The organism is Xanthomonas arboricola pv. juglandis (genome assembly GCF_001013475.1).
GTDB lineage: Bacteria > Pseudomonadota > Gammaproteobacteria > Xanthomonadales > Xanthomonadaceae > Xanthomonas > Xanthomonas arboricola.
Genome location: NZ_JZEF01000005.1, coordinates 232,559 through 253,513 on the forward strand (window position 1 = coordinate 232,559; position 20,955 = coordinate 253,513).

Annotated in this window: 22 protein-coding genes; 4 read left to right on the forward strand and 18 right to left on the reverse strand. The window is 66.3% G+C overall.

Annotated elements, in window-relative coordinates; translation table 11 throughout:
• Positions 1-74: 74 nt before the first annotated feature.
• From hflX to rlmE, 6 genes are all read right to left on the reverse strand, one after another.
• A complete protein-coding gene (gene hflX, locus XARJCFBP2528_RS18160; RefSeq protein WP_026064897.1) occupies positions 75-1,394 on the reverse strand; it encodes a ribosome rescue GTPase HflX in 1,320 nt (439 codons plus the stop codon).
• A gap of 11 nt (positions 1,395-1,405) precedes the next feature.
• Complete coding sequence (hfq, locus tag XARJCFBP2528_RS18165) at positions 1,406-1,684, reverse strand: RNA chaperone Hfq (RefSeq protein WP_005915027.1); 279 nt, start codon at positions 1,682-1,684, stop codon at positions 1,406-1,408.
• Positions 1,685-1,761: 77 nt separating this feature from the next.
• Positions 1,762-2,745, reverse strand: coding sequence for a tRNA (adenosine(37)-N6)-dimethylallyltransferase MiaA (miaA, locus tag XARJCFBP2528_RS18170; protein ID WP_016904845.1), 984 nt, complete (start codon positions 2,743-2,745; stop codon positions 1,762-1,764).
• Positions 2,745-3,647 carry a dihydropteroate synthase gene (folP, locus tag XARJCFBP2528_RS18175; protein ID WP_039812491.1) on the reverse strand — a complete coding sequence of 301 codons (903 nt, stop codon included), beginning with the start codon at positions 3,645-3,647 and terminating at the stop codon, positions 2,745-2,747. The genes miaA and folP overlap by 1 nt, the downstream gene beginning before the upstream one ends.
• Positions 3,648-3,771: 124 nt before the next feature.
• Positions 3,772-5,712: an ATP-dependent zinc metalloprotease FtsH gene (ftsH, locus tag XARJCFBP2528_RS18180; protein ID WP_016904004.1), complete on the reverse strand. Its 1,941-nt coding sequence runs from the start codon at positions 5,710-5,712 to the stop codon at positions 3,772-3,774.
• A gap of 60 nt (positions 5,713-5,772) precedes the next feature.
• Positions 5,773-6,405 carry a 23S rRNA (uridine(2552)-2'-O)-methyltransferase RlmE gene (rlmE, locus tag XARJCFBP2528_RS18185; RefSeq protein ID WP_016904005.1) on the reverse strand — a complete coding sequence of 211 codons (633 nt, stop codon included), beginning with the start codon at positions 6,403-6,405 and terminating at the stop codon, positions 5,773-5,775.
• A gap of 65 nt (positions 6,406-6,470) precedes the next feature.
• Between rlmE and yhbY the strand changes: the two genes are divergently transcribed.
• Positions 6,471-6,776 carry a ribosome assembly RNA-binding protein YhbY gene (gene yhbY / locus XARJCFBP2528_RS18190; protein WP_016904006.1) on the forward strand — a complete coding sequence of 102 codons (306 nt, stop codon included), beginning with the start codon at positions 6,471-6,473 and terminating at the stop codon, positions 6,774-6,776.
• 15 nt (positions 6,777-6,791) lie between these two features.
• Positions 6,792-7,172 carry an Mth938-like domain-containing protein gene (locus XARJCFBP2528_RS18195; RefSeq protein ID WP_016904007.1) on the forward strand — a complete coding sequence of 127 codons (381 nt, stop codon included), beginning with the start codon at positions 6,792-6,794 and terminating at the stop codon, positions 7,170-7,172.
• Between the two features lie 167 nt (positions 7,173-7,339).
• Here XARJCFBP2528_RS18195 and XARJCFBP2528_RS18200 read toward each other — a convergent pair whose 3' ends face one another.
• The 4 genes from XARJCFBP2528_RS18200 to surE are packed head-to-tail and all read right to left on the reverse strand — an operon-like array spanning position 7,340 to position 10,199.
• Positions 7,340-8,116 carry a peptidoglycan DD-metalloendopeptidase family protein gene (locus XARJCFBP2528_RS18200; RefSeq protein WP_016904008.1) on the reverse strand — a complete coding sequence of 259 codons (777 nt, stop codon included), beginning with the start codon at positions 8,114-8,116 and terminating at the stop codon, positions 7,340-7,342.
• A complete protein-coding gene (locus XARJCFBP2528_RS18205) occupies positions 8,113-8,727 on the reverse strand; it encodes a YqaA family protein (protein WP_016904009.1) in 615 nt (204 codons plus the stop codon). Before XARJCFBP2528_RS18205 ends, XARJCFBP2528_RS18200 begins: the two co-directional genes overlap by 4 nt.
• Positions 8,728-8,745: 18 nt before the next feature.
• Positions 8,746-9,423 carry a protein-L-isoaspartate(D-aspartate) O-methyltransferase gene (locus tag XARJCFBP2528_RS18210; protein ID WP_016904010.1) on the reverse strand — a complete coding sequence of 226 codons (678 nt, stop codon included), beginning with the start codon at positions 9,421-9,423 and terminating at the stop codon, positions 8,746-8,748.
• Positions 9,420-10,199 (reverse strand): 5'/3'-nucleotidase SurE, encoded by a 780-nt coding sequence (gene surE, locus XARJCFBP2528_RS18215; protein ID WP_016904011.1) that lies wholly within the window; start codon positions 10,197-10,199, stop codon positions 9,420-9,422. The genes XARJCFBP2528_RS18210 and surE overlap by 4 nt, the downstream gene beginning before the upstream one ends.
• A 99-nt stretch (positions 10,200-10,298) precedes the next feature.
• Here surE and XARJCFBP2528_RS18220 point away from each other — a divergent pair, with 99 nt between their 5' ends.
• Complete coding sequence (locus XARJCFBP2528_RS18220) at positions 10,299-10,838, forward strand: Smr/MutS family protein (protein ID WP_016904012.1); 540 nt, start codon at positions 10,299-10,301, stop codon at positions 10,836-10,838.
• A gap of 204 nt (positions 10,839-11,042) precedes the next feature.
• On the opposite strand, the gene truD is transcribed toward XARJCFBP2528_RS18220, so the two are convergent.
• From truD to XARJCFBP2528_RS18260, 8 genes are all read right to left on the reverse strand, one after another.
• Positions 11,043-12,152 carry a tRNA pseudouridine(13) synthase TruD gene (truD, locus tag XARJCFBP2528_RS18225; protein ID WP_016904013.1) on the reverse strand — a complete coding sequence of 370 codons (1,110 nt, stop codon included), beginning with the start codon at positions 12,150-12,152 and terminating at the stop codon, positions 11,043-11,045.
• A gap of 249 nt (positions 12,153-12,401) precedes the next feature.
• Positions 12,402-12,893: a 2-C-methyl-D-erythritol 2,4-cyclodiphosphate synthase gene (gene ispF / locus XARJCFBP2528_RS18230; protein WP_016904014.1), complete on the reverse strand. Its 492-nt coding sequence runs from the start codon at positions 12,891-12,893 to the stop codon at positions 12,402-12,404.
• Between the two features lie 15 nt (positions 12,894-12,908).
• The gene (ispD, locus tag XARJCFBP2528_RS18235; protein WP_016904015.1) at positions 12,909-13,709 is read right to left on the reverse strand and encodes a 2-C-methyl-D-erythritol 4-phosphate cytidylyltransferase; all 801 of its coding nucleotides are present in this window, start codon (positions 13,707-13,709) and stop codon (positions 12,909-12,911) included.
• Complete coding sequence (gene ftsB / locus XARJCFBP2528_RS18240; protein ID WP_016904016.1) at positions 13,706-14,062, reverse strand: cell division protein FtsB; 357 nt, start codon at positions 14,060-14,062, stop codon at positions 13,706-13,708. The genes ispD and ftsB overlap by 4 nt, the downstream gene beginning before the upstream one ends.
• Positions 14,063-14,065: 3 nt before the next feature.
• Entirely contained in the window at positions 14,066-15,358 is a 1,293-nt protein-coding gene (eno, locus tag XARJCFBP2528_RS18245; RefSeq protein WP_016904017.1) for a phosphopyruvate hydratase, read from the reverse strand.
• Between the two features lie 284 nt (positions 15,359-15,642).
• Positions 15,643-16,476: a 3-deoxy-8-phosphooctulonate synthase gene (kdsA, locus tag XARJCFBP2528_RS18250; protein ID WP_016904019.1), complete on the reverse strand. Its 834-nt coding sequence runs from the start codon at positions 16,474-16,476 to the stop codon at positions 15,643-15,645.
• A gap of 203 nt (positions 16,477-16,679) precedes the next feature.
• A complete protein-coding gene (gene pyrG / locus XARJCFBP2528_RS18255) occupies positions 16,680-18,344 on the reverse strand; it encodes a CTP synthase (protein ID WP_047124976.1) in 1,665 nt (554 codons plus the stop codon).
• A gap of 176 nt (positions 18,345-18,520) precedes the next feature.
• A complete protein-coding gene (locus XARJCFBP2528_RS18260; protein ID WP_047125010.1) occupies positions 18,521-18,769 on the reverse strand; it encodes a hypothetical protein in 249 nt (82 codons plus the stop codon).
• Between the two features lie 162 nt (positions 18,770-18,931).
• Between XARJCFBP2528_RS18260 and parE the strand changes: the two genes are divergently transcribed.
• Positions 18,932-20,821: a DNA topoisomerase IV subunit B gene (gene parE / locus XARJCFBP2528_RS18265; protein ID WP_047124977.1), complete on the forward strand. Its 1,890-nt coding sequence runs from the start codon at positions 18,932-18,934 to the stop codon at positions 20,819-20,821.
• Positions 20,822-20,955 lie beyond the last annotated feature (134 nt).

The window sequence follows — 20,955 nt, forward strand, 5'->3', positions numbered from 1 at the left end:
AGCGCTGGCACCCATCAGCCTGCCCCGACAACGGCGATCTGCACGGCCGGCACAAGCCGACCCTGCAGCGCCGATCACGACTCCCAGTCTTCGCGACGATCGGGCAGCATCGCGCGCAGTGGCGCACCGTCGTCGCCGGCAGCCAGGCGCTCTGCCTCGACCATCGGCAGGTCGACGTCCAGCAACCAGCCGTCCTCGTCGGACTCCTCGCCGCGCACCACTTCCAGTTGATGCAACTTCGAGCGCAGACGGCCGGCCGACGGCGGCAACCGCAGTTGCCCGGTCACATGGCGCAGGTCCAGTCGCTGCCCGAGCGCATGCTGCAGTTCCTGCAGCCCGCGTCCGTCGCGCGCGGAGACCCACACGCGCTCGCGCCGCGCCTGGTCGGGAATGCCGTCCTGCGCATCGTGACGCACCTGCGCGCCTTCGATCTTGTCGATCTTGTTGAACACCAGCAGCTGCGGCAGATCGCCCGCACCCACCGCATGCAGCACTTCATCGACCTGCTGGATGCGTTCCTCGCGCAGCGGGTCGGCCGCATCGACGATATGCAACAGCAGATCGGCGTCGCGCGCCTCGGACAAGGTCGAACGGAACGCGGCGACCAGTTGGTGCGGCAGGTCGCGCACGAAGCCGACCGTGTCGGCCAGGATCGCACTGCCACCGGGCAGCGCGATACGGCGCACGGTGGGATCGAGCGTGGCGAACAACTGGTCGGCAACGTAGGCCTCCGCACCGGTCAAGGCGTTGAACAGCGTGGATTTGCCGGCATTGGTGTAACCGACCAACGCAATCCGCGGCAGTTCGCTGCGCATGCGCGCGCGCCGCATCTGGGTGCGCTGCACCTCGACCTTTTCCAGCCGCTGCTGCAACTGCTCCACCCGCTTCTGCAGCAGGCGACGGTCGGTTTCCAGCTGGGTTTCGCCAGGGCCGCGCAGGCCGATCGAACCACCGCGCTGACGCTCCAGGTGGGTCCAGCCGCGGACCAGCCGGGTGGCCATATGCCGCAACTGGGCCAGCTCCACCTGCAACTTGCCCTCGTGGCTGCGTGCCCGCTGCGCGAAGATGTCCAGGATCAGGCCAGTGCGGTCGATCACGCGCCGCTCCAGATAGCGCTCCAGATTGCGCTCCTGGCCCGGCGACAAGGTGTGGTTGACCAACACCAGATCCGCGCCGGTGGCCTCGGCAGCGGCCTTGATCTCTTCCAGCTTGCCGCTGCCGATCAGGGTCGACGGGTTCGGTTTGTCGATGCGCGCGGTGAGCGTGGCCGCCACCGTGGCGCCCGCCGACTTTGCAAGGTCGGCGAACTCCTCCAGCACATCCTCTTCGGCAGGCCCACCGGAGTGGGTCTGAATCAACAACGCGTGTTCACCCTTGCGTGAGCGATCAAACACGCACTACTCCATTACTGCTCGACGTCGTCATCTTCCGCCTGGTTGCCTTCATTGGATTGCACATACCCACCACCTGGTCCCACGCGCACATTGCGCGCCGGCACGACCGTGGAGATGGCGTGCTTGTAGACCATCTGACTCACGGTATTGCGCAGCAGGACCACGAACTGGTCGAACGACTCGATCGTGCCCTGCAGCTTGATGCCGTTGACCAGATACACAGAGACCGGCACCCGCTCGCGCCGCAGCGCGTTGAGGAATGGATCCTGTAAAGATTGCCCCTTAGCCATCGAAAACTCCTCTTCATTATTGTTCTTATAGTCCCGGTCGACACCTGCCATCCCCAGCCGGCCCCGGAAACGGGATGTTACACGCCTGAAGCCTGCCGTACAGCGGGACGTTGACCGAGGAAGCCGACAAGTGCGCTTTCCAATCGTTGGCCGTCATGCTCCGGGTCGAACCAGCGCGCGTCGAGCTCGCCACGCAGCCAGGTGAGTTGCCGCTTGGCCAGTTGACGGGTGGCCTGCACCGCCTTGTCGCGGAAATCGGCCAGGCGACCGGCCCCATCCAGATACTCCCAGGCCTGGCGGTACCCCACCGCGCGCACCGCGGGCAGATCCAGCGGCGCGGCGACCGCACGCAGTTGCGGCAGTGCCCGCAGACGTTCCACCTCGGCCAGGAAATCCTGCGCCAGCATCGTGTCCAGGCGCTGTTCGATGCGTGCATGCAGCACCGCGCGCTCGCGCGGCGCCAGCACCACCTTCAGCACCCGCACCGGCAAGCGCTGGCCCGGCGGCAGCGCCTGCCAGTAGCTGATCGGCCTGCCGCTGATGCGGTAGACCTCCAGGGCGCGCTGGATCCGCTGCGGATCGGTGGTATGGATCCGCGCCGCCGCGACCGGGTCGACGTCCGCCAGTCGTGCGTGCATCCGGGCCCAGCCAAGTTCGCCGGCTTCGGCTGCGATCGCCGCGCGCACCGCCGGGTCGGCCTCGGGCAACTGCGACAGCCCTTCCAGCAAGGCGCGGAAGTACAGCCCGGTGCCGCCGGCCAGAATCGGCAGCTTGCCGCGCGCCACGATTTGCTCGATCGCCTGCCGCGCATCGCTGGCGAATTCCGCCGCCGAATAGATCTGCCAGGGCTCGCGCAGATCGATCAGGTGATGCGGCATCGCCGCGCGCATCGCCGCATCCGGCTTGGCCGCGCCGATGTCCAGGCCGCGATACACCAGCGCCGAATCGACGCTGACGATCTCGCCGTTCCAGCGCTGCGCGGCGTCCAGTGCCAGCGCGGTCTTGCCGCTGGCGGTCGGCCCCATCAGCGCAATCGCCAGCGGGCGGCGGTCGGCCGGCATCAGTCCTCGTCCGGCCAGCGAATGCCCGGTGCCGCCGGCGCGCTCACGCGCGGCAGCGGAATCGCCGCCATCGCGCTCCACACCTTCAGGGCATCCACGGTGGCGGCCACATCATGCACGCGCAGCAACATCGCGCCGCGCTGGGCGGCGATCAGATGCGCGGCGACCGAGCCGTATACGCGCTCAGCGGCGACCTGGCGCCCGGTTAGCTCGCCGATGCTGCGCTTGCGCGACAGCCCCGCCAGCACCGGCAGGCCAAACTCCTGCAGGCGCTGCAACTGCGCCAGCACGGTCAAATTATGCGTGGTGGTCTTGTCAAAGCCGAAACCCGGGTCGAGGATCAAGCGGCGCTTGTCGATCCCGGCCATTTCGGCCGCGAAGATGCGCTCGGCCAGGAAGCGATGCACCTCGGCCACCACGTCGTCATAGTGCGGCGCGTCCTGCATCGCATGCGGCGCGCTGCGTGCATGCATCAACACCACCGGCACCCGCAAGTCGGCTGCTGAATCCAGCGCGCCCGGCGAGCGCAGCGCATGCACGTCGTTGATCATGCCGGCGCCGGCCGCGACCGCCGCGCGCATCACCTCCGGCTTGTAGGTATCCACACTGATCGGCACGGTGGTTTGCTGCGCCAATGCCTGGATCACCGGGATCACGCGCTGCAGTTCCTCCTCCAGCGATACCGGCGTGGCACCGGGACGGGTGGATTCACCACCGATATCCAGCACCGTAGCGCCTTGCTCGACCAGACCCAGGCCATGCGCGATGGCGGCCTCGCAACTTGCGTGCTGGCCGCCGTCGGAAAATGAGTCCGGCGTGACATTGACGATCCCCATCACCTGCGGCGCATCCAGTCGCAGCTCGCGACCGGCGCAATCCAGCTTGAGGGCGGTGTCGAACATCGATGGTGTCTCCTTGGATGGTTGCGATGAGCGCCGACAGGGCGATGCGGCGCTATAACGCATCAAGGCCGGGAATCGCTTCCCGGCCTTGACGAATGCTGCTGCAGCTGACCGATGCGTTGGGTTACAGCTGCTCGGCCGGCCCGGCAATCGGCGGCAACGGACGCGGGCTACCCTTGTCATTGTTGTTGCCACCGTCCTTGTCGGACTTGCCCCAGCCTGCCGGCGGCGGCGGCTCGCGGCCTTCCATGATGGCGTCGATCTGCGGCACGTCGATGGTCTCGTACTGCAGCAGCAGCTGCGACATCGCATGCAGCTTGTCCAGGTTCTCGGTGAGGATCGCCTTGGTCTTGCTGTAGGCCTTGTCCAGGATCGAGCGCACCACTTCGTCGATCATGCGCGCGGTCTCGTCGGAGACGTTCTTGTGCTGAGTGACCGAACGCCCCAGGAACACCTCGTCTTCTTCCTCGCCGTAGGCCACCGGGCCGAGCTCGTCGGATAGGCCCCACTTGGTCACCATGTTGCGCGCCATCTTGGTCGCACGCTCGATGTCATTGGACGCACCGGTGGTGACCTTGTCGCCGCCGAAGATCAGCTCTTCGGCAACGCGGCCGCCGTACAGCGAGCACAGCTGCGACTCGATCGCCACGCGGTTCATCGAGTAGCGGTCGCCTTCCGGCAAATACATCGTCACGCCCAGGGCGCGACCGCGCGGAATGATCGTGACCTTGTAGACCGGGTCATGCTCGGGCACCAGACGGCCGACGATGGCGTGGCCTGCCTCGTGATAGGCGGTGAGCGTCTTCTCGTCCTCGCTCATGGCCATCGAGCGGCGCTCGGCACCCATCAGGATCTTGTCGCGGGCACGGTCGAAGTGGTCCATGCGGACTTCCTTCTCGCTGCCACGCGCGGCAAACAACGCCGCCTCGTTACACAGGTTGGCCAGATCGGCACCGGAGAAGCCCGGCGTACCGCGTGCGATGACCATCGGCACCACGTCGTCGGCCAGCGGCAGCTTGCGCATGTGCACGCGCAGGATCTGCTCGCGGCCCTTGACGTCCGGCAGGCCGACCACGACCTGACGGTCGAAACGGCCCGGACGCAGCAGCGCCGGATCCAGCACGTCGGGACGGTTGGTCGCTGCTATCACGATCACGCCTTCGCCGCCTTCGAAACCATCCATCTCGACCAGCAACTGGTTCAGGGTCTGCTCGCGCTCGTCATGCCCGCCGCCGAGACCGGCGCCGCGATGACGGCCCACCGCATCGATTTCGTCGATGAAGATGATGCACGGCGCATGCTTCTTGGCCTGCTCGAACATGTCGCGTACGCGGCTGGCACCCACGCCGACGAACATTTCCACGAAGTCCGAGCCGGAAATGCTGAAGAACGGCACCTTGGCTTCGCCAGCGATCGCCTTGGCGAGCAGCGTCTTACCGGTACCCGGCGGGCCCACCATCAGCACGCCGCGCGGAATCTTGCCGCCCAGCTTGGTGAACTTGGTCGGGTCGCGCAGGAAATCGACCAGTTCGCCGACTTCTTCCTTGGCCTCGTCGCAGCCGGCAACGTCGGCAAAGGTGATCTTGACCTGGTCCTCGCCCTGCAGCTTGGCGCGCGACTTGCCGAAGCTCATCGCACCCTTGGCACCGCCGCCACCGCCCTGCATCTGGCGCATGATGAACAGCCAGAAGCCGATGATCAGGATGACCGGCAGGAAGTTGAGCACCAGCGACCAGAAGCCAGGCCCGGTGGAGGGCTTCTGGCGGGTCATTTCGATGTTCTTGCTATACAGCACGTCAACCAGCTTGTCGTCGCGCGGGCCGTAAACGGTGGCTTCGCTGCCGTCGGTGCGCTTGAAGCGGATCGCGTTGACCGCCAGGTTGGTCTCGTCGGTGTAGTCCACCGATTTAACACGGCCTGAGTCCACTTCCTTCAGGAACTGGGTGTAGGTGATCGAGTCGGGGCCGACACCGCCCGCCATCCGCGGCGAAAAGCTCTGGAAGACGACCATCAGCACAACCGCGACGACCACCCACAGCAGCAGATTCTTGGTCAAGTCGTTCATCCTCATTGGCTCCGGTGCCCTCTACTCTTCAATTCTTGAAACACGGTGGTCATTGGCAGCTTACTTGATCTGGGCACGCTTGCCCTGACCGAGCGCATAAACTTCCGGGGAGCGCTTGCGCGAGGCCGCCGGCTTGCGAATCGTCACCTTGTCATAGCGGCGGCGAAGCTCACGAATGTAGTCGTCGGACCCGACACCCTGGAACAGCTTGATCAAGAACGCCCCGCCCGGTTTGAGGTGGGTGTCGGCAAATTCCATCGCCAGTTCCGCCAGGTGCATCATCCGCGGTTGGTCGACCGCATCCATGCCACTCTTATTGGGGGCCATATCGGACAGCACAAGGTCCACCGGCACATCGCCCAGCATCGCCTCGAATTCCGATAGGACGGTTTGCTCCCTGAAGTCGCCGTGAAGGAACTCCACGCCGGCCAGCGGCGGCATCTCCAGGATATCCAGCGCCACCACCCTGCCGCTGTCGCCCATGGACTTGCGCACCTGCTGCGACCAGCCGCCCGGCGCCGCGCCCAGGTCGACCACCACCATGCCCGGCTTGAGCAGGCGGTCGCGCTGGAGCAGTTCTTCCAGCTTGTAGGCCGCACGCGAGCGCATGCCTTCGGCCTGCGCCTTCTTGACGAACGGATCGGCGAAGTGTTCCTTGAGCCAGCGCTGGCTGCTTTTACTACGGGAAGGCATCGGCAAAGGGGTCTGAACGGGTCGCCATGATACCCTGAACACCCTTTGCTTCCCTTTGATCCTGCATGTCCATTGTTCTCACCTCCGCCCAGAACCGTTTCCTGCGCGGCCAGGCCCACGATCTCAAGGCACTGCTGCAAACCGGCGGCAAAGGGGTCACGCCGGCATTTCTGGCCGAACTCGAGGAAGTGCTCGAGCGCCACGAACTGATCAAGGTGAAGGTGACATCGAAGGATCGCGAGGCCCGTGACGCCATGATCGCCGAACTGACCGAGAAGACCGGCAGCGCGCTGGTGCAGCGGATCGGCCATGTCGCCATCCTGTACCGCCCCAGCAAGGAAAAGCGTCAGATCGTGCTGCCGCGCGGCTGACCCGACGAGTTCGACATGCCTTTAAGCCAGGAACACCCCGACTACACCTATGCGCTGCGCGCGGCCGATGGCCGCCATGCCAAGGTCAACGACCAGATTCTGCAGCGCAGCTTCATCCTGATGCCCGACGAGCTGGTGGAAGGCTGGCCGGTCTCCGGCCTGGAACAACTCCAGGTCGCGCATATGGACGCGGTGCTGGCGCTCGCCCCGGCGGTGATCCTGCTCGGCACCGGCGAGCGGCAGCAGTTCCCGAAGACGGACGTGCTGGCAGCGTGCCTGACCCGCGGCATCGGCCTGGAAGCGATGACCAATGCGGCCGCGGCGCGCACCTACAACGTGCTGGCCAGCGAAGGCCGCCGGGTGGCACTGGCGATGATTCTGGAAGGCCGGGATTAGGGAGTCGGGATTGGGGATTTGCAACTGCAGGCTGGAGCAGATGTCGCTCTCATGCCAGCGGCAGTAGCGACACCTCAAACAATTTCCCAGCCACTGTCAGCGTCTTGTAAGTAGCGCTGACAGCCCAGCGCCGTTGCCGTTGCGAATCCCAAATCCCGAATCCCGATTCACTTTTTAGGCAGATACAGCAACGGATCCACCGGCTTGCCGTTGTAGCGGATCTCGAAGTGCAGCATGTCGCGGGCGGCGCCGCTGCGGCCCATCTCGGCGATCTGCTGGCCGGCCTTGACGCTCTGGCCTTCGTTGAGCAGGCGCTTGCGGTTGTGTCCGTAGGCGGACAGCCACTGGTCGTTGTGCTTGATGATGATCAGCTCGCCGTAGCCGACCAGGCCGGCGCCGGAGTACACCACCACACCGTCGGCCGCGGCACGTACCGCCTGCCCGCTGGCGCCGGCGATATCCACGCCCTGCTTGGTGGTCTCGCCGCTGACGAAGGTGCCGACCACCACGCCATCGGCCGGCCAGCGCCACGGAAATCCGCTGCTGACCGGTGCTGCGATCGGGGCACTCGGGCGCGGCGGAACCACCGTGCCGGCGCTGGAGCTGCTGCCGCCCGGCCTGCTGGCTCCGGGCGGATAGAGCTTAAGGGTCTGGCCGGGATAGATGGTGTTCGGCGAGGACAGGCCATTCCAGGCCGCCAGATCCGGCGCGGTGATATTGGTGCGGCGCGAGATGGCGTACAGCGTGTCGCCGCGCTGCACGGTGATGGTCGCACCCGGGCGCGGCACCGACGGACGCGGCGCCGCGGACGGACGCGCGGACGCCGAACCACCGCCGGCTCCGGGCGAGCGCACTACCGTGGCGCTGCTGCAGGCGCCCAGCCCGACGGCGACTGCGAGCAGGACTGCTGTCTTACGTACCGAATTCATCTGCAACTTGCTCATCCGTTGGTTGTCTTCCACACCAGCCAGCCTGCTCCCACCGCCAGGACGGCCATGGCCACCCAGCCCAGCGGCTCGATCCAGCGATGCAACGCGGCCTCGGCACGCGCCCCACCCAGCCGGATCGCGCCGGCCACCAGATACACGCGCTTGCCGCGCCCCACCAGCATGCTGGCGATGAAGGGCAGGATCGGCACGCCGACCACGCCCGAGGCCCAGGTAAAGATCTTCAAAGGAATCGGGGTGAAGCCCACCAGCACCAGCGCCCAGAAGGCCTTCCACGGTGAATCGGCGACCAGCGTGCGCAGCGTCTCGATCTGCGCCTGGATCTTGGCGCTCCAGCCCAGCCATTCGATCAGCGGCTGCAATGCGGCGAAGGCGAAATGGCCCAGCAGATAACCGACCAGCGCACCGCAGACCGAGCCGATCAGGCTCAGGGTAGCGAACCACAATGCGCGCCTGGGTTCGGCCAGCGACATCGGTGCCAGCATCACCTCCGGCGGCACCGGGAAGATGAAACCTTCCACAAAACTGAGGCCGGTCAGCAGCGCCGGAGCGCGGCGATTGCGCGACCAACGAATGGCCACGTCGTACAACGGCCCGAAGATCTTCATCGAGAAACTCTCATGGATTCAATCCAGCATGCCCGACAACAGCGGGACGAACGTGACCGGCGCCAGAACCTGCTGCTCGATCGCGCCGTCGGCAGCGCGCGTGAGTTGCACCAGTGACTGCGACGAGGCGCCACCGACCGGCGCGACCAGCCGCCCGCCGACCGCCAACTGATCGACCAGCGCGTCGACCAGGGCCGGGGCGGCGGCGGTGACCACGATGGCATCGTAGGGGCCATGTTCGGGCCAGCCGATGCGGCCGTCGTCGTGCTTGCTGCGCACATTCATGCCCAGATGGCGGAAGCGCTTGCGCGCCTGCCGCAGCAGGTCGCCGATGCGCTCGACGGTGTACACCTCCAGCCCCAGCGCGGCGAGGATCGCGCCCTGGTAGCCGGAGCCGGTGCCCACTTCGAGCACTTTAGTCGGGCCGACCTGCAGCACCGCCTCGGTCATGCGCGCGACCACCCAGGGCTGCGAGATGGTCTGGCCGTGGCCGATCGGCAGGGCGGTGTCTTCGTAGGCACGCGAAGCCAGCGCTTCGTCGATGAACAAATGGCGCGGCACGGTGCGCACCGCGTTGAGCGTCGCTTCGTCCTGGATGCCGGCCTCGCGCAGGCGCTCGACCAGCCGGTCGCGCACGCGTTGCGAGGTCATGCCGATCCCGACCGATTCCGGTTGCAGACGCAGCCTCGGCGTCATGCCGGCGTATCCAGCGCGGCGGTCAGGCCGCCCACCCAGCCGGCCACCGTCTCCAGCGCCTGATAACGGGTCAGGTCGACATGGATCGGGGTGATCGAGATATGCCCGGTGCGCACGGCATGGAAGTCGGTGCCGGCACCGGCGTCCTGCTCCGGCCCGGCCGGGCCGATCCAGTACACGGTGCGGCCGCGCGGGTCGCGCTGCGGCACGCAGTGCTCGGACCGGTGGCGGTTGCCCAGCCGGGTGACCTCGAAACCGAGCACCTCCGACCAGGCCAGGTCCGGCACGTTGACGTTGAGGATGGTATCGGCGGGCAACGGGTCGGACTTCAGCCGTGCCACGATCTCCACCGCGGCGCGCGCGGCGGTTTCGTAGTGATGCGCTTCGTGATTGTGCGTCACCAGCGAGACCGCCACCGCCGGCAGGCCGAGGAAACGGCCTTCCATCGCGGCGGACACGGTGCCCGAATAGATCACGTCGTCGCCCAGATTGGCCGAGTTGTTGATGCCGGAGACCACGATATCCGGGTCGTAATCGAGCATGCCGGTCAGCGCCAGATGCACGCAGTCGGTGGGCGTGCCGGCAACCGCGCAGGTCTGCGCGTCGATGCGGCGGGTGCGGATCGGCACATCCAGCGTCAGCGAATTGCTGGCGCCGGAGCGGTCGCGGTCGGGCGCGACCACCATCACTTCATGACCGGCATGGCGCAGCGCCTCGGCCAAAATCTGGATGCCGGGGGCGTCGACACCGTCGTCGTTGCTAACCAGTACGCGCATGGGACTCCTCGGAAAACCGGGTCATGATACCGGATGCGTCCGCGCCCTTCGCGCTTGATCTTCGCTTGCGCCTGAGGTTGGGCAGGTTAGGCTGTGAGCATGTCGCATCCTGAAGACGAAGACGACGGCGCGCTGTTCCGCGCAGCGATCGGCGCGGTCAAGCCGATTCGTGAAGTCGCCCCACCGGCCAATGCCAAGCCGCGCCCCAAGCCCCGCGCGCGCATGGCCGAGCGCGACGATGCGGAAGCGCACACCGAATTCGCGCGTCTGCTGCGCGACAGTGCGCCGCTGGAGGCGGGCGATACCGCCAGCTACCGGCGCGAGAATCTTCCCACCCGATTGTTTCAACGGCTCAAGCGCGGTCAGTTCTCGATCCAGGACGAACTGGACCTGCATGGCGCCACCGCCGCGCAGGCCGAATCCCTGCTGCGGCAGTTCCTGCTGGGAGCGCATGCGCACGACCATGGCTGCGTGCGCATCATCCACGGCAAGGGGCTGCAGTCGGACAATGGCGCGCCGGTGTTGAAAAACCTGATGGATCGCCTGCTGCGTCAGCGCAACGATGTACTTGCGTTTCATTCCGCGCCGGCTACACAAGGTGGCACCGGAGCATTGCTGGTGTTGCTGGCACGGCGTTAGCGCCGATTGGGCGACGGGTCGCTGGTGCAGGCATCCGCTTGCGCAAAGGACGCGTTAATGGGCAGGCCTGTCGCGGCCAGGTCCGCTCCTACGGGAGTGATGCGTTTTGCCAGTTGATCGGCTGCGGCTGGTCCTGCGTGTGGGGGTCGGCACGCCGGGTTGTCGTTGGCGCCATGCCGGGCGGCCAACGACAACCGAGCAGGCCTAGGCGTCGGAACGCAGGCCGGGGTTGAGACGGCCGGCGTCGCTGACCTCGCCCAGCTCCCACAGCACCGCGGTGGCGTAGCAGCCCGGCGGCAGTGCGAATTCGATCTGCAGGCTGTCCGCATCCAGCCAGCGATACTCCAGCTGTTGCGGACGCAAGCGCAGTGCGCGGCGCTCCTGCTTCAAGCCCGCGGCCTCCAGGCCTTGTCGCAGCACCTCCGATTGCGGATCGGACAACGCGCCCTGCTCCATCGCCGCGGCCTGCCCGGTCGAACGCAGCTCACCGGCGCCCCACAACGGCCCGCTGGGATGGATATCGAAACGCGCCAGGCGCTCTGCCAGTACATCGGTGAACGGCTCGGGGCCGAACACGCTGCGCGAGCCATCCAACATCCACGCCTCGCCATCCAGTGCGGCGTCCCAGTTGCCCTGCTCCACGCGAGTGGTGAGCACCCGATTGAACAACGCCGAGCGCGCCGCCGACAGCAGCATCGAGCGTTGGTCGTTGCGCAGCCGCCGCCTGGATGCCGGCGCCGCCGACAAGGTGCCGTCGGCATTGGACACATAACCGAACATCGCCAGCGCGGAGGCCACGTTGCCGCCGTCGCGGCCGAAACGCTGTTCGCCAAACCAGTTCGGGATACCGCGCGCGGCGATCGCCTGCAGGCGCTGTTCGATCGCCGCGCGCTCGCCCAGCACCTGGCGCAACGTCAACACGAAACGATTGCCCAGCAGTGCGCCGCGTTGCAGCTTGCGGTTGTGCCAGGTGCTGGCGATGACCTGCATCTCATCGTCGTCGAGCGCGGCGAGTTCCGGCGCGATGCGCTTGGGCAGATGCACGCTGAAGCGCTGCGTGGTCACCGCATGGCGGTCCTTCAGCCCGGCGTAGCTGACCCCCATCTCGGCGATCCCGGCCCACTGCGCGAGTTTTTTCGCGATATAGGCGGTGTTCTGCCCACGCTTGCGGATGGTGAGCAACAGGTGCTCGCCCTCGCCGGTGGGCTCGAAGGCCGGCAGCTCATCGACCTGAAAATCGTCGGGCGTGCTGCGCATTGCCGCGCCGAGGACCGCAGCGCCATGCGCGCGCGGCAGAACAGAGGTGTCGCTCATGCTGTGATTTACCTTCGCGCCGACAGGTCGTGCGCTATGTGCCGAATGCCTCGGCGCGGTGGTGTCGCGGTGCGACGCCAAGACGAGCCCGGCGCAGGTAACCGCGATCTGGAGCGGCTGGAACACCTGGCCGGCAGTGGTCGGATGCGTGTGGACGGTAGGCTCAGCACTGCAGGGTATGCGGGATGATCGCCATGCCCGGCACCGTCCGCGCCACCGACGGTGCGCGCAGGCGTTTGTCAGTCGCGGTCAGCCGGCGATCTTGCCGAGCAAGACCGCCGCTTGGGCGGCGATGCCCTCGCTGCGGCCGGTGAAGCCGAGTTTTTCGCTGGTGGTGGCCTTGACGCTGACCGCATCGAGTTCGATCGCCAGCAGGCCGGCAATACGCTCGCGCATCGCCGGCGCATGCGGGCCGATCTTGGGACGCTCGCAGATCACGGTGACATCGGCATTGCCGACCCGCCAGCCACGCTCGCGCAGCAAGTGATCGCAATGCTGCAGGAACTGCGCGCTGTCGGCATCCTTCCAGCGCGCGTCGGACGGCGGAAAGTGCTGACCGATATCGCCCAGCGCCAGCGCGCCCAGCATCGCATCGCACAGCGCGTGCAACACCACGTCGCCATCGCTGTGCGCGAGCACGCCGTGGCTGTGCGCGACGCGCACGCCGCCCAGCATCACGTGGTCGCCCGCACCGAACGCGTGCACGTCATAGCCCTGACCGATTCGAAAATTGAAAGACATGGTAATCCGTGGTGATTAGGGAGCGTCGGCGTCGTGGTGGGCACCAGCGGACAGCGCATCGGCGTGGCCAACGACCGCCCCGGCGCGCGGGTCGGCTGCAGGCGACAAGGCATCCACCGCCACGCCGCGGCGCGCCAGTTCGAATTCGAAGCGCGCCAGATCCGTTGGCGTGGTCACCTTGAAGTTGTCTTCGGCACCTTCCACCAACAACGGGCGCAATCCCAGCCGCTCTATCGCCATCGCCTCGTCGGTCACGTCCACCCCGGCCGCCGACGCCTCGGTGAGGCCACGGATCAGTTGATGGCGACGGAACAGCTGCGGGGTCAGCGCACGCCACAGTCGCTCGCGTGGCTCGGTGGCATCGATGCCGCCATCGTCGCCGGCACGCTTGAGCGTGTCGCGCACCGGCGCAGCCAGGATCGCGCCAACCGGATCGCCGCGGCCGATTTCCAGCAGACGCTCCAGATCGGCCAGCGCCAGATTGGGCCGCGCGGCATCGTGCACCAGCACAAAGTCATCGGCCCGCACGCTCTCCGGCAGGGCCAGCAATCCGGCCAGTACCGATGCCGCACGTGTCCCGCCGCCGACGCAGGTCAGCACCGGCTTGTCCTGCACCGAAGTCCAGCCCGGCCAATCCGCATCGTCGGGCGCGATGGCCACCACGATGCCGGCCACCACCGGATGCGCGGCAAGCGCCGCCAGCGTGTAGGCCATCAGCGGTTGCCCGGCAGCGGACAGATATTGCTTGGGGGTCTGCCCACCAAAGCGCGTGCCGCGCCCGGCGGCCGGCACGATCGCCCAGATCGAACCGGTCATGGCTGTTCCGCCGGAGCGTCAGGCTCGACGGGAGCAGCGGACGGCGCGGCCACTGCGGGCGGCAGCGGCGGTGCATCCTCGACCACGCGATAGAACGTCTCGCCCGGTTTGATCATGCCCAGTTCGCTGCGCGCGCGCTCTTCGATTGCCGCCTCGCCGTCCTTCAAATCCTTCACCTCTGCTGCCAACGCCTGGTTGCGTTGGCGCAGACCTTCGTTGTCCTGTGTCTGATGCGCGACCTGGGCTTCCAGCATCATCACTTCGCCGGAATTCCCAGGCCCGAACCAGAAGCGGTACTGCAGCCAAGCCAGCAGCACCGCCAGCACCAGCAGTAGCCAGCGCCAGTTGCGCACGGCTTAGCGCTTGAGCGAAACGAACGCGTCGCGGCCGGCGTAACGTGCGCCGGAGCCCAGCGCCTGCTCGATGCGCAGCAACTGGTTGTACTTGGCGACGCGGTCGCTGCGGCACAGCGAGCCGGTCTTGATCTGCGTGGCGGTGGTGGCCACGGCGATGTCGGCGATGGTGGTGTCTTCGGTTTCGCCCGAGCGGTGCGAGACGATCGAGGCATAGTTGGCCGCATGCGCCATCGCAATGGCTTCCAGCGTCTCGGTCAGCGTGCCGATCTGGTTGACCTTGATCAGGATCGCGTTGGCGGTGCCCGAGTCGATGCCCTGCTTGAAGATCTTCGGGTTGGTGACGAACAGATCGTCGCCGACCAGCTGCACCTTCTTGCCGACGCGGTCAGTGAGCAGCTTCCAGCCGGCCCAGTCATCCTCGGCCAGGCCGTCTTCGATGCTGATGATCGGGTACTGCGCGACCCAGTCGGCCAGGAAGTCGACGAACTGCTCGCTGGTCAGGCGCTTGTTCTCGCCGACCAGGTTGTACTTGCCGTTGTCGTAGAACTCGCTGGAGGCCACGTCCAGGCCCAGCAGCACGTCTTCGCCCGCGGTGTAGCCGGCCTTGCCGATCGCCTCGAGGATGGTGTCCAGCGCTTCGACATTGCTGCGGAAGTCCGGCGCAAAGCCGCCTTCGTCGCCCACCGCCGTGCTCAGGCCATGGCCCTTGAGCACCGACTTGAGCGCGTGGAAGATTTCGGTGCCGGCACGCAGCGCTTCGGAGAACGAGCTGCAGCCGACCGGCAGCACCATGAACTCCTGGAAGTCGACGTTGTTGTCGGCATGCGCGCCGCCGTTGATGATGTTCATCATCGGCACCGGCAGTGCCACGTCGGACTCGGTGATGGTGGACAGGTACTGCCACAGCGGCTGCTTGCGCGAGGCGGCCACGGCATGCGCGGCGGCCAGAGAAACACCCAGCAGCGCATTCGCGCCCAGGCGCCCCTTGTTCTCGGTGCCGTCCAGGTCGATCAGGCGGCGGTCCAGGCCCTGCTGGTCGGCCGCGTCGAAGCCCTTGAGCGTCTCGGCGATGGTGCCGTTGACGTTCTGCACCGCATGCAGCACGCCCTTGCCCAGGTAGCGGGTCTTGTCGCCATCGCGCAGTTCCACCGCTTCCTTGGTGCCGGTCGAGGCGCCCGAGGGCACGGCGGCGCGGCCGAACGAGCCGTCGTCCAGCGTGACTTCGGCCTCCAGCGTGGGATTGCCGCGGGAGTCGAGGATTTCGCGGGCGAGGATCTTGGCGATAGTGGTCATAGGTCGATCGGTTACCAGTAAGGGGGAAGTACACCGGAAACAAGCTGTCGGATTATCGCCGCAGGACTGCGGCTTGCCAAATGGCGTGATCGCGCGGCCGCCGCGCTGGAGCCACATCCGCGCGCCGCAACCGTGCGTGGCCGCCGCTGCGGACAGCGCAGTGCAGTTGGTTCAGCTGCAGCCGCACGCGGCATCGTTCAACGCGTGCCGGCACATTGCGCATCCGCACCTGCAGCGATAAGGGACCACGCAGCAGCGGCCGCGTGCTCCACTGCATCGCCTGATCAGACGCCTTGCTCGAGAAAGCCGTGACGCTTGGTGATGCTGTCCAGCGCCAGCAGCGTCTCCAGCAAGGCTTCCATCTTGTCCAGCGGCCAGGCGTTGGGGCCGTCCGACAAGGCCTTGGACGGATCCGGATGGGTTTCGGCAAACAGGCCGGAAATGCCCACCGCCACCGCCGCGCGCGCCAGCACCGGCACGAACTCGCGCTGGCCGCCGGAACTGCTGCCCTGCCCGCCCGGCAACTGCACAGAATGGGTGGCATCGAACACCACCGGGCAGCCGGTGTCGCGCATCACGCTCAGCGAGCGCATGTCGCTGACCAGATTGTTGTAGCCGAACGAGGCGCCACGCTCGCAGACCATGATCTGCTCGTTGCCGGTCGACTTGGCCTTGTCGACCACCGGCTTCATGTCCCACGGCGCCAGGAACTGGCCCTTCTTGATGTTGACCGGCTTGCCGGCGGCGCAGACGTTCTTGATGAAATCGGTCTGGCGCACCAGGAAGGCCGGGGTCTGCAGCACGTCGACGACGGCGGCGACCTCGTTCATCGGGGTGTATTCGTGCACGTCGGTCAGCACCGGCACGCCGATCTGCTGCTTTACCGCAGCCAGCACCTTCAGGCCCTCTTCCAGGCCCGGGCCGCGAAAGCTCGTACCGGAGGTGCGGTTGGCCTTGTCGAAGCTCGACTTGAAGATGAAGTTGATCCCCAGCTTGCCGGTGATCTCCTTGAGCTTGCCGGCCACGTCGAGCTGCAGCTGCATCGACTCGATCACGCAGGGGCCGGCGATCAGGAACAACGGCTGATCCAGGCCAACGTCAAAGTCACACAGTTTCATCAGGTCACCTATTGATTAAAGCCCCTCTCCCGTCGGGAGAGGAGTTGGTGTGCGGGTACGGTTGCGAAGCGCTGCTGACGTGCGATGGTTTGCCCTGGCTGACGCGTGGCGACGCGTCCGTCATGGCTGCCATCTTCCGGTGCGTTGCGACGCCCCTCATCCGGCGCTGCGCGCCAGCTTCTCCCGACGGGAGAAGGAGTGGCTCAGGCACGCGCTTCCTTCAGCAGTTTTCCGCCCGCCTTCTTCTCGCGCGCAGCGCGCACGAAGCCAATGAACAGCGGATGCCCGTCGCGCGGGGTGGACAGGAATTCCGGATGCGCCTGGCAGGCCAGGAACCACGGGTGCGCATCGCGCGGCAGCTCCACCATCTCCACCAGGGTGTCGTCCATCGACTTGCCAGAGATCACCAGGCCGGCGTCTTCCAGCTGGGTGCGGTAGCGGTTGTTGAACTCGTAGCGGTGGCGGTGACGCTCGGCGACCACATCCTTGCCGTACACCTCGCGCGCCAGCGTGCCCGGCTTGAGCCGCTGCTCCTGCAGACCCAGCCGCATGGTGCCACCCAGGTCGGACTTCTCGTCGCGCTTTTCCACTTCGCCGGTGGCGGTGCGCCATTCGGTGATCAGGCCGATCACCGGGTGCGGCGACTGGCGATCGTTCTCGGTGCTGTTGGCTGCGTCCAGATCGGCCACGTGGCGGGCATAGTCCACCACCGCCGCCTGCATGCCGTAGCAGATGCCGAAGTACGGCACCTTGTGCTCGCGGGCGTACTTGGAGGTGAGCACCTTGCCTTCGAAGCCACGGTCGCCGAAGCCCCCCGGCACCAGAATGCCGTCGATACCCTGCAGCGCCGCCATGTCGCTGCCTTCCAGATCCTGCGCCTCCAGCCACTTCAGGTTGACCTTGGTGCGCTGGCGCAGGCCGCCGTGCCGCAGCGCTTCGGCCACCGACTTGTAGGCATCCTGGTGATCGACGTACTTGCCGACCACCGCAATGGTGACCTCGTCCAGCGGATGCTTGACCGCATCCACCACCGCAGCCCATTCGGACAGGTCGGGCGCAGCCACCTTGTCGCGCAGCTTGAACTGATCAATGACCAGTTCGTCCAGGCCCTGGCGACGCAGCTCCAGCGGCATGCCGTACAGCACATCGATATCGGGGCAGCTGATCACCGCGCGCTCGGAAACGTTGGTGAACAACGCGATCTTGCGGCGCTCCGAATCCGGCACCGCCTGCTCGGAACGGCACAGCAGCACGTCCGGCTGGATACCGATCGAGCGCAGCTCCTTGACCGAGTGCTGGGTCGGCTTGGTCTTCAACTCACCGGCGGCGGCGATGTACGGCACCAGGGTAAGGTGCATGAACATGGCCTTCTCGGCACCACGCTCGGTGCGTACCTGGCGGATCGCTTCCAGGAACGGCAGCGACTCGATGTCGCCGACAGTGCCGCCGATCTCGATCAGCGCCACGTCGAACCCGGCGGTGGCCTCGTCGATGCAACGACGAATCTCGTCGGTGATGTGCGGAATCACCTGCACGGTGGCGCCCAGATAATCGCCGCGACGCTCCTTGCGGATCACGTTCTCGTAGATCCGGCCGGTGGTGACCGAGTTCTTGCGCGACAACCGCGTGCGCACGTAACGCTCGTAGTGACCCAGATCCAGGTCGGTCTCGGCGCCGTCGTCGGTGACGTAGACCTCGCCATGCTGGAACGGGCTCATCGTGCCCGGATCCACATTGATGTAGGGATCCAGCTTCATCATCGTGACCTTCAGGCCACGCGCTTCCAGAATGGAGGCAAGCGAAGCGGCGGCAATGCCCTTGCCTAGCGAGGACACTACGCCGCCGGTAACAAAAATCAGGGGGGTCATGGGGCTTGAAGCCTCCCGGAAAGCCATAGTTTAGCGGGTGACGGGCGAATGCCCAAGGGTTGCGTGACGATCATGTCGCCACAGCGGCAAAGAACGCGCCGTGCATGGCGCACAAATGCAAACGCCCCGGCCGAAGCCGGGGCGTCCGTGTGGCGTATTGCCGACCCGAGATGGAATCAGCGCGCCGGCTTTTCTTCTTCCTCTTCCTCGCGCGGAGCAGTGTCGGTCTTGGGCTTGTGCGCCGCTGCGGCAGCACGGCGCTCGGCCTTGCGCTCGGCTTCGGTCTTGGCTTTGGCGTCGTCGGCCTTCTGCGCACTGGCGCCGGCGTCCTGCCCGCCCTGCTGAGGAGCCGCCCGGGCCAGGGCAGGAAGCGCGGCCACTGCGGCAGCACCGAGGGTGAGCATCAGGATGTGCTTGAACTTCATGGTGTCCTCCGGGTTCGGTGACATCCTCAGGTGGGGACGTTTGGTTCCGAATCCAATGCCAGGGTATCCATCCGCACCCCGCCCTGCACTGAACGCCGGGCGCGTGCAAAAAATCGCCTCAGCCCCCACACTTGCGCGTCGTTTCACGTGCCAACGAGATGCATGAACACCCGTTATAACGCCGCCGATATTGAAGTGCTGTCGGGCCTGGACCCGGTCAAACGCCGCCCTGGCATGTATACCGACACTGCGCGCCCGAACCATCTGGCGCAGGAAGTGATCGACAACTCGGTCGACGAGGCGCTGGCCGGTCACGCCAGGCAGGTCGAAGTGACCCTGTACAAGGACGGCAGCTGCGAGGTGTCCGACGACGGTCGCGGCATGCCGGTGGACATGCACCCGGAAGAGAAGATTCCCGGTGTCGAGCTGATCCTGACCCGGCTGCATGCCGGCGGCAAGTTCAACAACCGCAACTACACCTTCTCCGGCGGCCTGCATGGCGTGGGCGTGAGCGTGGTCAATGCGCTGTCGACCAAGGTCGAGCTGTTCATCAAACGCGAAGGCAGCGAGCACCGCATGGAGTTCCGCGATGGCCACGCCGCCTCCAAGCTGGAAGTGGTCGGCACCGTCGGCAAGAAGAACACCGGCACGCGGCTGCGCTTCTGGGCCGATCCAACGTATTTCGACACGCCCAAGTTCAACGTGCGCGCGCTGCGTCATCTGCTGCGCGCCAAGGCGGTGCTGTGTCCCGGCCTGACCGTCAAGCTGCACGACGAGGCCACCGGCGAGCAGGACAGCTGGTACTTCGAGAACGGCCTGCGCGATTACCTCAAGGGCGAGATGGCCGAGCACGAGATGCTGCCGGCCGACCTGTTCGTGGGCAGCCTGAAGAAGGACACCGAGATCGTCGACTGGGCCGCGGCCTGGGTGCCGGAAGGCGAGCTGGTGCAGGAAAGCTACGTCAACCTGATCCCGACCGCGCAGCACGGCACCCACGTCAACGGCCTGCGTTCGGGGCTGACCGATGCGCTGCGCGAGTTCTGCGACTTCCGCAACCTGCTGCCGCGCGGGGTCAAGCTGGCACCGGAAGACGTGTGGGACCGGGTCACCTTCGTGCTCAGCCTGAAGATGACCGACCCGCAGTTCTCCGGGCAGACCAAGGAACGCCTGTCCTCGCGCCAGGCCGCCGGCTTCATCGAAGGCGCCGCGCACGATGCCTTCAGCCTGTATCTGAATCAGAACGTGGAGATCGGCGAGAAGATCGCGCAGATCGCCATCGACCGCGCCAGTGCGCGCCTGAAGACCGAAAAGCAGATCGTCCGCAAGAAGGTCACCCAGGGCCCGGCCCTGCCCGGCAAGCTGGCCGACTGCATCAGCCAGGATCTGTCGCGTACCGAATTGTTCCTGGTCGAGGGCGACTCGGCCGGCGGCTCCGCCAAGCAGGCGCGCGACAAGGACTTCCAGGCGATCCTGCCGCTGCGCGGCAAGATCCTCAATACCTGGGAAGTGGCATCGGGCAGCGTATTGGCCTCCGAGGAAGTGCATAACCTGGCGATCGCGATCGGCTGCGACCCGGGCAAGGACGACATCACCGGGCTGCGCTACGGCAAGGTGGTGATCCTGGCCGACGCCGATTCCGACGGCCTGCATATCGCGACCCTGCTGACCGCGCTGTTCCTGCAGCATTTCCCGGCGCTGGTCGCGGCCGGCCATGTGTTCGTGGCGATGCCGCCGCTGTTCCGCGTGGACGTGGGCAAGCAGGTGTTCTACGCGCTGGACGAGGAGGAAAAGACCACGCTGCTGGACAAGATCGCGCGCGAGAAGCTCAAGGGCCAGGTCAGCGTCACTCGTTTCAAGGGCCTGGGCGAAATGAATCCGCAGCAGCTGCGCGAATCGACCATCCATCCGGACACGCGTCGCCTGGTGCAGCTGACCATCGACGATGGCGAACAGACCCGCTCGCTGATGGACATGTTGCTGGCGAAAAAGCGCGCCGGCGATCGCAAGCAGTGGCTGGAGACCAAGGGCGATCTGGCGTCGCTGGAGGTTTGAGTTCGCTGAAAGTCTGAAAACACCAAGCAGCGCAAGCTTCGCCCCCCAGCGGGGCGAGAAGGCACTGCTTGCGCAGGTCTCTTCGAGCGCCCGCGCTGCCAGCCCGGGCCGGGGGTGCGAAGCGGAAGTTGGGG

Bases quoted from the DNA above. Each gene is read 5' to 3' on its own strand.
- XARJCFBP2528_RS18195 (WP_016904007.1), top strand. From the start codon at position 6,792: ATGCCTTTAAGCCAGGAACACCCCGACTACACCTATGCGCTGCGCGCG.
- truD (WP_016904013.1), bottom strand. From the start codon at position 12,152: ATGAGCGACACCTCTGTTCTGCCGCGCGCGCATGGCGCTGCGGTCCTC.
- yhbY (WP_016904006.1), top strand. From the start codon at position 6,471: ATGTCCATTGTTCTCACCTCCGCCCAGAACCGTTTCCTGCGCGGCCAG.
- parE (WP_047124977.1), top strand. From the start codon at position 18,932: ATGAACACCCGTTATAACGCCGCCGATATTGAAGTGCTGTCGGGCCTG.
- miaA (WP_016904845.1), bottom strand. From the start codon at position 2,745: ATGCCGGCCGACCGCCGCCCGCTGGCGATTGCGCTGATGGGGCCGACC.
- hfq (WP_005915027.1), bottom strand. From the start codon at position 1,684: ATGGCTAAGGGGCAATCTTTACAGGATCCATTCCTCAACGCGCTGCGG.
- XARJCFBP2528_RS18210 (WP_016904010.1), bottom strand. From the start codon at position 9,423: ATGACGCCGAGGCTGCGTCTGCAACCGGAATCGGTCGGGATCGGCATG.
- folP (WP_039812491.1), bottom strand. From the start codon at position 3,647: ATGTTCGACACCGCCCTCAAGCTGGATTGCGCCGGTCGCGAGCTGCGA.
- XARJCFBP2528_RS18200 (WP_016904008.1), bottom strand. From the start codon at position 8,116: ATGAGCAAGTTGCAGATGAATTCGGTACGTAAGACAGCAGTCCTGCTC.
- XARJCFBP2528_RS18220 (WP_016904012.1), top strand. From the start codon at position 10,299: ATGTCGCATCCTGAAGACGAAGACGACGGCGCGCTGTTCCGCGCAGCG.
- ftsH (WP_016904004.1), bottom strand. From the start codon at position 5,712: ATGAACGACTTGACCAAGAATCTGCTGCTGTGGGTGGTCGTCGCGGTT.
- ispD (WP_016904015.1), bottom strand. From the start codon at position 13,709: ATGACCGGTTCGATCTGGGCGATCGTGCCGGCCGCCGGGCGCGGCACG.
- XARJCFBP2528_RS18260 (WP_047125010.1), bottom strand. From the start codon at position 18,769: ATGAAGTTCAAGCACATCCTGATGCTCACCCTCGGTGCTGCCGCAGTG.
- eno (WP_016904017.1), bottom strand. From the start codon at position 15,358: ATGACCACTATCGCCAAGATCCTCGCCCGCGAAATCCTCGACTCCCGC.
- kdsA (WP_016904019.1), bottom strand. From the start codon at position 16,476: ATGAAACTGTGTGACTTTGACGTTGGCCTGGATCAGCCGTTGTTCCTG.
- XARJCFBP2528_RS18205 (WP_016904009.1), bottom strand. From the start codon at position 8,727: ATGAAGATCTTCGGGCCGTTGTACGACGTGGCCATTCGTTGGTCGCGC.
- ispF (WP_016904014.1), bottom strand. From the start codon at position 12,893: ATGTCTTTCAATTTTCGAATCGGTCAGGGCTATGACGTGCACGCGTTC.
- rlmE (WP_016904005.1), bottom strand. From the start codon at position 6,405: ATGCCTTCCCGTAGTAAAAGCAGCCAGCGCTGGCTCAAGGAACACTTC.
- surE (WP_016904011.1), bottom strand. From the start codon at position 10,199: ATGCGCGTACTGGTTAGCAACGACGACGGTGTCGACGCCCCCGGCATC.
- pyrG (WP_047124976.1), bottom strand. From the start codon at position 18,344: ATGACCCCCCTGATTTTTGTTACCGGCGGCGTAGTGTCCTCGCTAGGC.